The sequence below is a fragment of the Mesorhizobium sp. ES1-4 genome (assembly GCF_020164745.1).
In the GTDB taxonomy this organism is placed as follows: domain Bacteria; phylum Pseudomonadota; class Alphaproteobacteria; order Rhizobiales; family Rhizobiaceae; genus Mesorhizobium.
Window position 1 is genome coordinate 222,144 of sequence record NZ_JAIUGV010000003.1, and the last position, 14,351, is coordinate 236,494.

Consider the following 14,351-nt stretch of genomic DNA (forward strand, 5'->3'; position numbering starts at 1 on the left):
GAGTTTACGCCGGCACTTATTGCGCGGGCATCGCCACACATTTGTTATGCCGCCGGAGGTTGACGCAGCCCGCCATCTGGTCAAGTTTCTCCCTCCGGTCGCGCCAGCGGCTTTTTCTTTCGCCGGGTCCCTCATTCGGAGCCCGACCGCAGCATGACAGGAAGTAAGCCTATGGCCGACGAAGCGCTCGTTGTCATCGACCTGCAGAACGATTTCTGCCCAGGCGGCGCGCTGGCCGTGGCCGGCGGCGACGAGATTGTGCCGCTGGTCAACGACATGATCCGGCGAACCGATCATGTCGTGCTGACGCAGGACTGGCACCCCGCCGGCCATTCCAGCTTTGCCTCCAGCCATCCGGGTTCGCAGCTCTATTCGATGATTGAAATGCCTTATGGTCCGCAGACTTTGTGGCCGGACCATTGCATTCAGGGCAGCCTGGGGTCGGATTTCCATTCCGGCCTTGCCTGGACAAAGGCCGAACTCGTCATCCGCAAGGGCTTTCGGCCCGCCATCGACAGCTACTCCGCCTTTTTCGAAAACGATCACGCCACGCCCACGGGCCTCGCCGGATATCTCCGGGAGCGCGGTATCGATACGCTGACCCTGGTCGGCCTGGCGACCGATTTCTGTGTCGCCTTCTCGGCGCTGGATGCGGTCAAACAGGGTTTTAGAACCACGGTCAGGCTCGATGCCTGCCGTGGCATCGATCTCAACGGCTCGCTCGAGACAGCGCTGGCGACGATGCGCGATGCCGGCGTGACGCTCGAAGACCACACGGCGGGCTGACCGCACCATGGGGAACCGAAGGGGACACTTGCCGATAGCGATCGGGGCGATCGGCGCGATCCTTGTCGTGCTGTGTCCGGCGCCGGCCTTCGCGGCCGAAGAACACGGCCTGCCGGGCGCCGCCATGTCGCTCTGGTGGGCGCTGCCTTTTGCCGGCCTGCTCTTGTCGATCGCCACTGGTCCGCTGCTGTTCCACCATGTCTGGGAACACCACCATGGCAAGATCGCGGCCTTGTGGGCGGCGCTGGTGATCGTGCCGCTCGCGGCTGCCTTCGGTGCCCCTGCTGCGACCGAGGCGGTGCTGCACGCGCTGCTCACCGAATACATGTCGTTCATTGTCCTGCTGTTTGCGCTCTACACGATTTCAGGCGGTATCCTGCTTGCAGGGAACATCCACGGCACACCGTTGGTCAATGCCGGACTGCTGATCATCGGGGCGCTGCTGGCCTCGGTGATCGGCACGACGGGCGCCTCGATGATCCTGATCCGCCCGGTCCTGCGCGCCAACGACAACAGGCCTTTCAACGCCCATGTCGTCATATTCTTCATTTTCCTGGTGTCCAACATTGGCGGCTCGCTGACGCCGCTCGGCGACCCGCCGCTGTTCGTCGGCTTCCTGCGCGGCGTCGATTTCTTCTGGACGACCACCAACCTCTACCGGGAGACGCTGTTCGTTGGCGTTGTCGTGCTGGCGGCCTTCCTGGCGATCGACCTCATCATACACCGGCGCGAGGCCGGCGCCCCGAAGATCAAGGATCCAACACCGGATACGAAAGTGCGTCTGCGCGGCCTGGCCAACCTTCCGCTGCTCGCCGGTGTAATCGGCGCCATCCTGGTGTCGGCGGCCTGGAAACCGGGCGTTAGTTTTTCCGTATTCGGCGTCGGTCTCGAACTGCAGAACCTGGTGCGCGACGCGGTCATTCTCGCACTGGCCCTGCTATCGCTTCCCCTATCTCACAAGAGCTGCCGCCAAGCGAACGGCTTCAATTGGGGTCCGATCGCGGAAGTGGCCAAATTGTTCGCCGGCATCTTCATCTGCATCGTTCCCGTCGTCGCCATTTTGAGAGCCGGCCATGACGGTGCGCTGGCGCCGCTGGTCGCGCTCGTCACCTCGGCCCAGGGCACATCCAACGACCTCGCCTATTTCTGGCTGACCGGAGCGCTGTCGTCCTTCCTCGACAATGCGCCGACCTATCTGGTGTTTTTCGAGTTGGCCGGCGGCGACCCTCAGCACCTGATGACGGATCTGGCCTCGACGCTCGCCGCGATCTCGGCGGGTGCCGTGTTCATGGGCGCCAACACCTATATCGGCAATGCCCCCAACTTCATGGTCTACGCGATTGCCAGGCATCGCGGCGTCAAGATGCCGGGCTTCTTCGGCTATATGCTGTGGTCCGGGCTGGTGCTGGTCCCGACCTTCTTGATCGCGGGTTTTCTGTTCTTCGGCTAGATTCATTCGACGGAAAACCGCTCCACACTTTTCGTGGAATTGCTGCCCTCAGCCGACGCCGACATAGCGCCTGACCGCCGATGGATCGGCGCGCAACTGTTCGACATCCACCGTTTCGCGGTTGCGGCCGTTCTCAATGAAACAAACACGATCGGCCACCGACAGCACTGCATCGACGCGCTGCTCGACCAGGATGGTGGAGACACCCATCTCGCGCAGCGTCGACACAGTCTCGCGGATCTTGGCGATCATCGACGGCATCAATCCTTCTGTCGGCTCGTCGAGCAAGAGCACATGCGGTTCCAGGCAGAGCGCCCGCGCCATGGCCAGCATCTGCTGCTCGCCGCCGGACAAGGTGCCCGAGCGCTGCCTCAGCCGCTGGCGCAGCAGCGGGAAGAGGTCGAGCACGGTCTCGCGCGTCGCCTTGCCCTTGCCGCGCGCCATCAGGCCGATCTCGATATTTTCGGCCACCGTCATCTCCGCGAACAACCGCCTTCCCTGCGGCACATAGGCGACGCCGGCCTTCGGCACCTCATGCGGCGGCAGGCCGGTCAATTCCTGCCCGGCGAGCCTGATCGAGCCGGCACGCACCTGAACCAGACCCATGATGGCTTTCAGCGTCGTCGTCTTGCCGGCGCCATTGCGTCCGAACAGGCACAGCACCTCGCCCTTGTTCAGCGCGAGGTCGAGCCCGTAGAGCACCTGGACCTCGCCATAGGAGCAGTCCAGTCCCGAGATCACCAGTGCTTCGGTCACGGCGCCGTCCCCAGATAGGCGTCCTGCACCGCCGCGTTGTCGCGGATCGCCTCGGGCGTGCCTTCGGCCAGGATCCTGCCGGCGTTGAAGACGGTGATGCGGTCGGCAAGCTGCATGACGACCGGCATGTTGTGCTCGATCAGGAGCACGGTGGCGTTCCTAGCGATATCGCGCACAAGTTCGACGAAATTGTCGATTTCGCTGTCGGCCAGGCCTTGCGTCGGTTCGTCGAGGATCAGCAGGCGCGGCTCCAACGCCAGCCCCATCGCCACTTCGAGCAATCGTTGATGGCCGTAGGACAATTGCCCGGCCGGTATATGGGCGCGGTCGGCCAGGCCGGTGCGTTCGAGCGCCGACATGACACCGGCACGCAACGCACCCTTTGAGCGGCGATCGCTCAGCGTGAGTTGCACCGGCAGCGCGACATTGTCGTAGGCGCTGAGATTGGCGAAGACGCTGGTGATCTGGAACGTGTAGGCGATGCCCAGGCGGACCCTGGCATAGGTGGGCAGGCCCGTGATGTCGGCGCCGTCGAAGACGATCGCTCCCGACGTCGGCTGGATGCGGCCGCTGATCAGGCTGACGAAGGTTGTCTTGCCGGCACCGTTCGGGCCGATGACGGCGCGGATCTCGCCCCGCATCAGGGCAAAATCGACATTGTCGACCGCGCGCAGGCCGCCGAAGCTGCGTGACAGGCCTTTCGTCGTCAGCAGCGGCATCATGGCAGCCACCCGAGCCAGCGCTGGCGAATGGTGCCGAGAATGCCCTTCGGGAAGAACAGCACCAAAAGGATGAGCGCGATGCCGACGATCAGCAGATAGGCCGATGTGTAGCCGCTGGTGACGTCGATGACGTAGTACATGAACAGCGTGCCGATGAGCGGCCCGAGCGTTGTGGCCGCACCACCGAGCAGCACCCACAGCAGCGGCAGGATCGAATACTGCACCGAGGCGAAGCTCGACCCGACATAGCCGAACAGCAGCGCGTAGGCGGCGCCTGAAGCCGCGCAGATCGTGCCGGAGACGACGACGGCGGCGAGCTTGTTGGAGAAGGTGTCGTAGCCCAGCATCTTCGTGCGCTCTTCATTCTCGCGGACCGCGACCAGCACACGGCCATAGCGGGAGCGGACGATGGCCAGCGTCATCAGCAGCACGAGCGAGAACAATCCGAGGGCCGCCATGTAACGCACGGTCGGGTCGGTAAGGTCGAGCGAGGTCGCGCCGAAAGCAAGGACACGCGCCGGCTGCGGCACCACCATGCCCTGATCGCCCCCGGTCCAGGCCGCGAAATAGAGGATGGCAAGATAGAACACCTGGGCGAACATCATGGTGACGATCATGAAGGCGACACCGGTGGTGCGCAACGCCAAGAGACCAATGACGAGCGAGAGAACGGCGCCACAGCAGAGGCCCGCGGCGAATGCCGCCGGCACGCTCCAGCCGAGCTGGATGATGGCAAGGCCGGCCCCATAGAGCCCGGCGCCAAAGAACATGGCATGGCCGAGGCTGAGCAGGCCGACATAGCCGAACAGCATGTTGTAGCCCATGGCGAACACCGCCAGCACCATGATGCGGGCGAGCAGGCCGTGATAATACTCCGGCAGCAGGAAGCTCAGGACGAAGAGCAGGGCGATGACGCCGAGATGCAGGCCATAGGCCTTTGCCGGTGAAGCTTCGCTCACCGCGATGCCGTCCCGAACAGGCCTTGCGGGCGGAACACCAGCACCATGGCGACCAGCAGCGTGGCGATGATCTTGGCCAGCGTCGGCGAGAAGAACATCGAGACGATGCCGTCGGACAGGCCGATCAGCACGGCGGCGACGACCGTGCCGCGCAGCGAGCCGAGGCCACCGATGATGATGACGATGAAGGACAGGAGCAGCGGATCCTGCCCCATCAGGTAGTGCGCCTGGCTGATCGGCACGATCAGCACCGCGGCGATGGCGGCCAGCATGGCGCCGAGCGCAAAGACGCCGCCATAGACGCGGCCGACCGGAATACCGAAGGCTTGCGTCGTCTCGCTGTCATACTGCGTGGCGCGCATGATCAGGCCGATCCTGGTGCGCGTCAGCACCAGCCATGTCGCGATCAGCAGCAGTGCGGATGCGGCGATGATCGACAGCTTGTAGCCGGAGTAGCCGAACCACGGCAGAACGATGCGGTAGCTGAACGGGGGCTCCACGGGTCGCGCTTCGGGACCATAGAAAGTCAGCGCCAGTTGCTGGATGATATAGAGCATGCCGATTGTGGCGACGATGGTGGCTTCCGGATTGTAATCGAGCCGGCGCAGCACCAGCCGTTCGGCGACCAGCGCGATGGCGCCGACGATCAACGGCGCGATCACCAGCGCCGCCAGGAAGCCAAGCGCCGGGTGCCCGCCGATCGCCGATGTGATCGCCCAGGCAAGCACGGCGCCCAGCATGAAGAACTCGCCATGGGCCACGTTGACGACACGCATGACGCCGAACACCAGCGACAAGCCCAGCGCCGTCAGCGCCAGCACGGCTGACGTGACGAGCCCTTCGAGGGTGGCAAGGAGGAGGTGGGGACCGAAGTGCACTGTGATTAAGGAACCGAACTCACAGCGCCTGCGTCGTGTAATCCCCTTCCGGCTCGTAAAGCCCGTCCTCGATCTTGGTCTTGTGGACGACCTTCAGCTTGCCGCCCTCGACCTTGGAGATATTCTGGATGCCGAAGCACTGATGGATCTTGCCGTTGAAGGTCTTTGGTCCCTGCGGATGCTCCGGGCCTTCGGCGAATTCTTTCAGCGCTTCGGTCGCCTCGACCAGCTTGGCGCGGTCTTCCGGTCCCTTGTAGCCGGCATCCTCCATCGCCTTCTTGACGACGTAGAGCGTTTCCCAGCAGCCGAACATGTGCGCGGCGGTGGAGACGTCCTTGGGGTCGCCGACGGCGGCGCCATTGTCGTCGATGCCGACGGCGGCGCGATAGGCTTTCTGCGCCTCGGTGTCATCGGGCTGCGCGTAGCGTGGCGAGCCTTCCCAGAAATGGCTGCCGTCGAGGAATTCGAGCCCGGGGCTGTTGATGTCGACGGCTTCCAGCGAATCGATGAAGCCGAAGAGCTGCGGCCGGTTCGAACCGTAGAATTCGCCGAGTTCCTTGACGAAGGTGAGCACGGCCGGGCCGACCATGACGTGATAGATCACCTCGGTCTCGGCCGGGATCTGCGGGAAGTATTTGGTGAAGGACGATTCCGTCGGCGGAATGGCTATCTGGGCGATGACGTCGGCGCCCTGTGCCTTCAGCGCCGGCGGCAGGTAGTCGCGATGGTCGTAGCCGAAAGCGAAATCGGGGAAGATCTGCGTCACCTTCTTGCCGGCATTGGCCGCGATCCACGGCGCCATCGACTGGATCTGGCTCTTCACGTCGGTGATGCCGGGCTGGAAGACGTAGCGGTTGAGCTTGGTCGAGGCGACGTGGTGGCCTTCGCTGACGACGAAATAGGGCATCTTGTTTTCGCCGGCGGCGGGCGCCGAGCCGATGACGACATGCGAGAACAGCGTGCCGAAGACGATGTCGGTCTTGTGCTGGGTGGCGAACTTGCCGACCACTTCGGCGCCGCGGCCGGGATCGGTGCCGTCATCCTCGATGATGACCTCGACCTGCCGGCCATTGATGCCGCCGGCGGCGTTGATCGCCTTGATCGCGGCGGCGGTGGTCTTCTCGTACCAACGGCCGTAGGCGGCGCCGATGCCGGTGCGGTGCGACTGGAAACCGATCTTGATCGGCGCGGAGCTTTGCGCCTGGGAATAGCGGACGAAGCCAGGCGCCATGGCGAGACCGGCGCCGGCGGCCAGACCCTTGAGCGCGGCGCGACGGGTGAAGCCGGTTTTGGAGAGGTCGAAAAATCCGTTCTTGTCAGTCACGTTCGTTCCCCTGTTTTTGCGTTTTGACCAACGATAAGGCGGCTCGAACATCCTCGGCAAGAGGATGCAAAATTGCATGTGTACAAACTAAATCACCAAAGGCCTGGCCTGGCAAGCAGGCTTTCCGTGGGGGCATGGCCGCACCGTAATCGCTTGTCTCATCCGACTGTCGGCGTGGCAAGCAGCCAAAGACCGAAAATGGTGTAGGCGATCATCAAGACAGTGAGCGGGAACTGGCTGAGCGCGGCGCGGGCGGGCTGGGGATGCAGGCGCCAGGCAAAGCCGTGGGCGACGAGAACCGCAAGGACATGGCCAAGGATGATGGCGCCGGCCTGGACATTCCACAGCCACCATGCGGAGCCGGCGCCGGCGACGATGCCGGCCTCGACCTGCATGTCGGCGGTGCCGAACAGGTTCCAGCCCAGCGAGAACGGATCGGACAAGGAGGCCAAGGCATACTGGCCGTCGACCAGCAGCGCCGTCAGATAGTGCGCGACATGGTAGGCGAGCGCGATCGGCACGATCGACCACACCAACAGGCCCGCCGCCTGGGCGAGAGGCCGGTCGCTGCCGGCAAGGCGCTGGCCGAGGATGACCGCAAGCAGGAACATCATCGCGAGCAGCGCGAATGTCAGGACAAGGCCAAAGCTGCCGCTGCCGATCACCGCCGTACGGCCTGGAAATTCCAGCGGATTGATGCCGAACAGGCCGAGCCAGAAGAAGGTCTTCGACAGGCCGTCGAAGGAGACCGAGGACAAAGCGAGCAGCAGGAATGCGATGCCGCTGGCCGGCAAGGGTTCGGCCGCCAGCAGCTTGGCCCCCGGCCAGCACAAGCCGAGCCGACCATGGCGATCACGGGCGACCGGCGCAAAGCGTGCGACCATCGCGAAGAAGATGCCGAGAAACTCACCGCTGCGGCTCCACTTGTCGTGGCCGAACACCAACATGGCCAGCAAGGTGAGCAGCCAGTAAAGGCCAGCGGCCCATGCGAGCCGCGCCGGATCGTCGGGGGCCGGATCGATGAGTTCGAACCAGGCAAAGGCGAAGAGCAGGACGACGGCCGGCCAGCAGCCTAGCCATTGCGGAAGTTGCCAGGCCGCTTCATCGCTTCTGCCGCTCAGGCGCGACAGCACCCGCCACGGGCCGTACCAGGGGTTGAGCCACGACCAGAGATCGCCGAACACGCCTTGCAGCAGCGCCAGGCCGGCCCACAGCAGCGTCCAGATCACCAGCGGCAACGGGTTGGAGAGGGGGTCGCGGCTGCCGAGGAAGCCGGCGGCGAGGAGAATGGCAAAGCCGGCAAATGATAGCAGGCTGACAGCCGTGCGGACACTGTCGCTGAAGGCGAACAACGGCAAGCGCCGGCGCCAGAAACGGTCCAGGGAAGCGGGTGGGAGCAATGCCAGGATAAGGAAACTGGCGGCTACGGCGAATGCGCCGCCGATGAGATAATAGCCGGTGGGGAGGAGCAGGACGTGGCCACGGTCGGAGGCGTGCGCGAAGGCGGGAGCGGGTAAGATGCAGAAGGCGGCAGGCAAAAAGGCTGACGACAGAGGCCGGCGTTCCACGGCGGAACTCGAACTGTCCAAGCGTCCGCCCACCCCTCACACCTTGACCAGTTGCTCCACGCGGTCCTTCTGCCCGAATATCCTCAGATAGCGCTCGATCTCCTTGGCATCGCCCGTCGCCTTGGCCGGATTGTCGGAGAGCTTGACCGCCGGCCGGCCATTGGCCTCGGTGACCTTGCAGACCAGCGATATGGCGTCGAGGCTTTTGGTTCGCGTCGGCGCGCAGCCTTCGAAATCATTGGTCAGGTTGGTGCCCCAGCCGAAGGACATGCGTACCTTGCCCTTGAAGTGACGGTAGGCCTCCTCGATGGTTTCGACCTCGAGCCCGTCGGAGAAGATCAGCAGCTTCTGCTTGGGGTCCTTGCCCTTTTCACGCCACCAGGACAGGATTTTTTCGCCGCCCTCGATGGGGGGCGCGCTGTCGGGACGGAAGCCGGTCCAGTCGGCGACCCAGTCCGGCGCGTCGCGCAGGAAGGAAGCGGTGCCGAAGGCATCGGGCAGCACGATCAGCAAATTGCCGCCATAGTAGCGCTGCCAGTCCTGCAGCACCTTGTAGGGCGCCTGCTTCAGCTCTTTTTCCGAATTGGCGAGTGCCGCGAACACCATAGGCAGCTCATGCGCGTTGGTGCCGAGCGCCTCGAGGTCGTTGTCCATGGCCAGCAACACATTCGAGGTGCCGGTAAAGGCCTCGCCGATGCCTTCCTTCAGCGCCTCCACGCACCAGCGCTGCCACAGGAAGGAATGCCGCCGGCGGGTGCCGAAATCCGAGATGCGGATGCCGGGAAGGGCCTTCAGCCTTTCGGTCTTGGCCCACATCTTGGCCTTGGCACGGGCATAGAGCACGTCGAGGGTGAAGGGCCCGTAAGCCCGCATGGCCGCACGGGATCGGAGCTCGTTGATGATGGCGAGCGCCGGGATCTCCCATAGGGTGGTGTACATCCATGGGCCGGCGAAGGTCAGTTCGTACTGGCCGTCATGCCTGGAGAGCTCATAGTCGGGCAGCCGGAAGCCTTCCAGCCAGGCGAGGAATTCCGGCTCGAAAATCTGCTTGCGGCCGTAGAAATTGTTGCCGCCCAGCCAGATCATCTCCTTCTTGGAGAAGCGCAGCGTGCGGGCATGGTCGAGCTGCTCGCGCAGTTCGCCTTCATCGATCTCGTCGGCGAGCCGCACCGAGGTGGTGCGGTTGATGAGGGAAAAAGTGGCATCGACCTTGGGATACATGCCCCAGATCATCTGCAGCATCAAAAGCTTGTAGAAGTCCGTGTCGAGCAGGCTGCGCACGATCGGGTCGAGTTTCCAGGTGTGGTTGTAGACGCGCCGCGCAATATCGGTCTTGGCCATGTCTCGTTACCGCCTTCGCTGCCCTGCCACCACAATAGCGACAGGCCTCATAGCATCGAATTGACCAAAACGCTGCCCGCTTTCAGGCTGGCCCGACAAAAAGAGAGCCCTGCGTGCGGCTATTGGGGTTTGCCGCCCATGACCTTGAGCGCGGGGCGTTTGCGGCGGGTGACGAGGCGCCCCGCGACCGGGGCATCGGCGCGGCCGTCGTCCTGCGCCTTCTCGGCGAACAGCCAGTCCATGAACACCTGCACGATTGGCGCCGATCGCATTTCGTTGCGGCAGACGACATAGAAATCGTCGATCGCCGGCACCGACAGGCTGAACGGTGCCACCAGCATGCCCCTGGCCAGCAGTGCGCTTGCCGTCACCGAGTCGCCCAGCGCCACGCCATGGCCATGGACGGCGGCCTCCGCCGTCATGCGCGCATCGCCCAGGTGATGGCGCCGGCCTCGCTCCAGGTCCAGCGCGTCTGCGGCGGCCAGCCAGGTGTGCCACTCGCGGCCATCGTCCCCATGCAGCAGGACATGATCGGCAAGGTCGCGAACGTTGCGGATCGGGCGGTTGTTGATCAGCGTCGGACTGACCACCGGGAACAGCTCCAGGCCCGACCATTTGCGCATCCAGCAATCGGCCCAGCTGCCATCGCCGTAATGCACGCAGACATCGATATGCGGCGCCCGGATATCTCTGGGGTCGTTGGATGGAATGAGCGTCAGCTGGATGTCGGGATATTGCGCGGTGAAGCTGCCGAGCCTCGGCGTCATCCACAAAAGCAGCAATGCCGGCACGCATGACACCGACAGGGCGCCACTGCTTGCCGGCCGCGTCAACCGCTGCGTGGCGGCGGCGATGCCGTCGAAGGCCGTCGACACCGCCGGCAAAAGTTCGGCGCCGTGCGGGGTCAGCTTGACCCGCTGGCCGACGCGTTCGAACAGCTTGACGCCAAGCGATTGCTCCAGCGCCTTGACCTGATGGCTGACGGCGCCATGCGTGACATTCAGCTCGCTCGCCGCCTTGGTCAGAGAGGCATGCCGCGCCGTTGCCTCGAAGGCGCGCAGCGGGTTGAGAGGTGGCAAGCGCTTGACCATGAATGCTCGACTTCATTGTGAGATTTTCTCACATGAACCACCCTAACAATATCAATTGCATTTTCAAAGCGGCTGCCGGACACTTTGGCTTGGAACAACATCAAGACGTAAGATTTGCAGACAGCCGGCGGGACAGCGGCCCGGCCGGATGACGGTCGGTTCGCCCGAGGCCACCGACGGCAACGCTGCATCAGTTGAGGAGGAACGGATATGGGATACGATCGCGGCAAGCTCGACGCATTGCGCCGCAAATATGGCGAGAGCCATGGCGGCGAGATGTTCGACCCGAAATTTCGTAAGGTCGCCGACAAGATCTTTTCCAAGAGCGGCACGCGGCTGGCGCCCTATTCCGGCATCCCGACTTTCCTGACCGCGCCCTACCGCGAAATCGCGGCGGAAAATCCGGACTTCGGCGACCTGCAGGTGGCGATCATTGGCGTGCCGATGGACCTCGGCGTCACCAACCGGCCTGGCTCGCGCTTCGGGCCGCGCGCATTGCGGGCCATCGAACGCATCGGTCCCTACAACCATGTGCTGGAATGCGCGCCAACGCATGAGCTCAGGGTCGCCGACATCGGCGACGTTCCTTTCCAGAGCCGTTACCGGCTGGAGACCAGCCATGAGGACATCGAGCGCCGCATCAACCAGATCGTCGACGCCGGCGTCATACCGCTGTCGGTCGGTGGCGATCATTCGATCACCCACCCGATCCTGAAGGCAGTCGGCAAGAAGGCGCCGGTCGGCCTGATCCACATCGACGCCCACTGCGACACAAGCGGCCTGTTCGACCTGACCAAGTTTCACCATGGCGGCCCGTTCCGCAACGCCGTGCTCGATGGCGTGCTCGATCCGACGCGCACCATTCAGATCGGCATCCGCGGCGCGGCCGAATATCTGTGGGAGTTCACCTACGAATCCGGCATGACCGTGGTGCATGCCGAGGAGGTGACCGGGCTCGGCATCCCCGCCATCATCGAGAAGGCCCGCAGAATAGTTGGTGACGGCCCGACCTACGTGTCCTTCGACATCGACAGCGTCGACCCGGCCTTCGCGCCGGGCACCGGCACGCCGGAAGTCGGCGGGCTGACGACGCGCGAAGTGCTTGAGCTGCTGCGCGGCCTCAAGGGCCTCAACATCGTCGGCGGCGACGTCGTCGAGGTGGCGCCGCAATATGACGCGACCACCAACACCGCGCATGCCGGCGCCCAGGTGCTGTTCGAAATCCTGAGCCTGATGGTGTTCAGCCCGGCCGTGGCCGGCAAGGGAGCCTGACGGCCAGACACAAAGGCGGCCGCCGCGCTGGAGCCGGCGGCCGGCCCAGAAAAATCAAAAAGCTTCCAGAAGGGGAATGACAATGACAATCCGCTCGACACTCACATCCTCCATCGCCGCCGTCCTTGTACTGGGCGCGGCAGGTCTCGGCTTCGCCACACAGGCGGCCAAGGCCGACGCGCTGGCCGATATCACCAAGGCCGGCACCATCAATGTCGGCGTCTTCGCCGACTTCCCGCCCTTCTCCTCGGCCAGCGCCGACATGAGCCTCAAGGGCTATGACATCGACGTCGCGCAGTACATCGCCGACACGCTGAAGGTGAAGCTCAACACCGTGGCCGTCACCGGCCAGAACCGCATTCCTTATCTCAACGACCACCGCGTCGACATCCTGATGAGTGTCGGCTATTCGAAGGAGCGCGAGCAGGTCATCGACTTCGCCGCCGCCTACGCGCCCTATTACATCGCGGTGATCGGCCCGGCGGCGATGACGGTAAAAGGCAAGGAAGACCTTGCCGGCAAGTCGATCGCCGTCAATCGCGGCACGCTGGAAGACACCTCGCTTACCGAGGCAGCGCCCGCTTCGGCCGACATAAAGCGTTTCGACAACTACAATTCGGTGATCCAGGCCTTCATTTCCGGCCAGACCCAGCTGATGGTCGTCGGCAACGATGTCGGCGCCCAGGTTCTGGCCAAGCAGGACGCGCTGAAGCCGGAGCAGAAGTTCCAGCTTCTGACCTCGCCTTCGCATATCGGCCTCAACAAGAATGAAGATGCCCTCAAGAAGGCTGTCAACGATGCCGTCGCCAAGATGCTGGCCGACGGCAAGCTCGACGAAAGCTCGAAGGCCTGGCTGAAGACGCCGCTCAACCCCGACAACCTCAAGGATTGAGCTGCCGTGGCCTTCGGCTGGCTTCCAGGTGCCGTGGGCGACATCGCGCACGGCGCGGCCACGACGATCCTCTTGATCGCCGTGACCACGCTGGCGGGCACGCTGCTCAGCATCCTCGGCGCGGCGGGGCGGCGCAGCGGCCCCGCGCTGCTGCGACGGGCCATTGCCTTGTATGTCGAGGTGATGCGCAACACGCCGTTCCTGGTGCAGCTGTTCTTCATCTTCTTCGGCCTGCCGAGCCTCGGCATCAGGCTCGACCCGATCCTGGCCGCCATGCTGGCGATGACGCTCAACATGGCGGCCTACACGATCGAGATCGTCGGCGCCGGGCTCGACGCCGTGCCGCAGGGGCAGACAGAAGCGGCCCTGGCGCTCGGATTGCGGCCACGGCAAGTGTTCATCAAGATCGTGTTGCCGCAGGCGCTCAAGATCATCTATCCGGCGTTGACCAGCCAGATCGTCATCATGATGCTGGAGTCCGCCGTGGTGTCGCAGATCGCGGTGCGCGAGCTGACCTATGAGGCCGACATGCTGCAGGCGCGCACTTTTCGCTCGTTCGAGACCTATTTTGTGGTGACGCTGGTCTATCTCCTGATGTCGATGGCCTTGCGTCGGTTGCTGGTGTCAGGCGGGCGCCGCGCGCTCGGGGCTGGCGTGTCATGATCGAGTTCACGCTGTGGGACATCGTGCGCAACCTTCTGCTCGCGGCCCGCTGGACGGTGCTGCTGTCGCTCGCCGCCTTCATCGGCGGCGCGCTGGTCGGGATGGCGGTGCTGTTCTTCCGGATCGCCAAGAATAAATGGAGCCGGCGTATTGCCTCCGGCTACATCGCCTTGTTCCAGGGAACGCCGCTGCTGATGCAGCTGTTCCTGATGTTCTTCGGCCTGCCGATGCTCGGCCTGCGCATCGAGCCGTGGACGGCGGCGGTGCTGGGCCTGACCTTCTTCGCCAGCGCCTACCTGGCCGAGATCTGGCGTTCGGGCGTCGATGCGCTGCCATTGGGCCAATGGGACGCCGGCGCCAGCCTTGGCCTGCACTACCTGCAGGAACTCAGGCTAATCATCCTGCCGCAGGCGTTCGCGATCACCCGCGCGCCGACGGTCGGCTTCCTGGTGCAGCTGATCAAGTCGACCGCGCTGACCTCGATCATCGGCTTCGAGGAACTGGTGCGGACTTCGAATGCCATCAACAACGCCACCTTCGAGCCATTCAAGGTCTACGGGCTGGTGGCGCTGATCTTCTTCGTCCTGTGCTTTCCGCTGACGCAATATGCCCGCAGACTGGAGCAACGAACGCCGGCGCGCTGAAGCAA

Annotated in this window: 14 protein-coding genes; 6 read left to right on the plus strand and 8 right to left on the minus strand. The window is 64.0% G+C overall.

Going from position 1 to position 14,351, the window contains the following annotated elements; all coding sequences use genetic code 11:
- Positions 1–171: 171 nt before the first annotated feature.
- Positions 172–786 (plus strand): bifunctional nicotinamidase/pyrazinamidase, encoded by a 615-nt coding sequence (pncA, locus tag LB556_RS07045; RefSeq protein ID WP_224565465.1) that lies wholly within the window; start codon positions 172–174, stop codon positions 784–786.
- Positions 787–793: 7 nt separating this feature from the next.
- Entirely contained in the window at positions 794–2,236 is a 1,443-nt protein-coding gene (locus LB556_RS07050) for a sodium:proton antiporter (protein WP_224565467.1), read from the plus strand.
- Positions 2,237–2,284: 48 nt separating this feature from the next.
- Here the strand turns inward: LB556_RS07050 and LB556_RS07055 are convergent, their stop codons facing one another.
- From LB556_RS07055 to gcvA, 8 genes are all read right to left on the minus strand, one after another.
- Positions 2,285–2,992 (minus strand): ABC transporter ATP-binding protein, encoded by a 708-nt coding sequence (locus LB556_RS07055; protein WP_224565469.1) that lies wholly within the window; start codon positions 2,990–2,992, stop codon positions 2,285–2,287.
- Positions 2,989–3,714, minus strand: coding sequence for an ABC transporter ATP-binding protein (locus LB556_RS07060; RefSeq protein ID WP_224565471.1), 726 nt, complete (start codon positions 3,712–3,714; stop codon positions 2,989–2,991). The genes LB556_RS07055 and LB556_RS07060 overlap by 4 nt, the downstream gene beginning before the upstream one ends.
- Positions 3,711–4,673, minus strand: coding sequence for a branched-chain amino acid ABC transporter permease (locus tag LB556_RS07065; protein WP_224565473.1), 963 nt, complete (start codon positions 4,671–4,673; stop codon positions 3,711–3,713). The genes LB556_RS07060 and LB556_RS07065 overlap by 4 nt, the downstream gene beginning before the upstream one ends.
- The gene (locus LB556_RS07070; RefSeq protein ID WP_224565475.1) at positions 4,670–5,551 is read right to left on the minus strand and encodes a branched-chain amino acid ABC transporter permease; all 882 of its coding nucleotides are present in this window, start codon (positions 5,549–5,551) and stop codon (positions 4,670–4,672) included. The genes LB556_RS07065 and LB556_RS07070 overlap by 4 nt, the downstream gene beginning before the upstream one ends.
- Positions 5,552–5,570: 19 nt before the next feature.
- Entirely contained in the window at positions 5,571–6,875 is a 1,305-nt protein-coding gene (locus tag LB556_RS07075; RefSeq protein WP_224565477.1) for an ABC transporter substrate-binding protein, read from the minus strand.
- A gap of 158 nt (positions 6,876–7,033) precedes the next feature.
- A complete protein-coding gene (locus LB556_RS07080; RefSeq protein WP_224565479.1) occupies positions 7,034–8,443 on the minus strand; it encodes a hypothetical protein in 1,410 nt (469 codons plus the stop codon).
- Positions 8,444–8,479: 36 nt separating this feature from the next.
- Positions 8,480–9,784, minus strand: coding sequence for a nicotinate phosphoribosyltransferase (gene pncB, locus LB556_RS07085; RefSeq protein ID WP_224565481.1), 1,305 nt, complete (start codon positions 9,782–9,784; stop codon positions 8,480–8,482).
- Between the two features lie 119 nt (positions 9,785–9,903).
- Positions 9,904–10,875 carry a transcriptional regulator GcvA gene (gcvA, locus tag LB556_RS07090; protein WP_224565483.1) on the minus strand — a complete coding sequence of 324 codons (972 nt, stop codon included), beginning with the start codon at positions 10,873–10,875 and terminating at the stop codon, positions 9,904–9,906.
- Positions 10,876–11,085: 210 nt separating this feature from the next.
- On the opposite strand from gcvA, the gene speB reads away from it, so the two are divergent.
- From speB to LB556_RS07110, 4 genes are all read left to right on the plus strand, one after another.
- Positions 11,086–12,147: an agmatinase gene (speB, locus tag LB556_RS07095; RefSeq protein ID WP_224565485.1), complete on the plus strand. Its 1,062-nt coding sequence runs from the start codon at positions 11,086–11,088 to the stop codon at positions 12,145–12,147.
- Between the two features lie 82 nt (positions 12,148–12,229).
- Positions 12,230–13,039 carry a transporter substrate-binding domain-containing protein gene (locus LB556_RS07100; RefSeq protein WP_224565486.1) on the plus strand — a complete coding sequence of 270 codons (810 nt, stop codon included), beginning with the start codon at positions 12,230–12,232 and terminating at the stop codon, positions 13,037–13,039.
- Between the two features lie 6 nt (positions 13,040–13,045).
- Positions 13,046–13,702: an amino acid ABC transporter permease gene (locus tag LB556_RS07105; RefSeq protein ID WP_224565488.1), complete on the plus strand. Its 657-nt coding sequence runs from the start codon at positions 13,046–13,048 to the stop codon at positions 13,700–13,702.
- A complete protein-coding gene (locus LB556_RS07110) occupies positions 13,699–14,346 on the plus strand; it encodes an amino acid ABC transporter permease (protein ID WP_224565490.1) in 648 nt (215 codons plus the stop codon). The genes LB556_RS07105 and LB556_RS07110 overlap by 4 nt, the downstream gene beginning before the upstream one ends.
- The last annotated feature ends 5 nt before the right edge of the window (positions 14,347–14,351 follow it).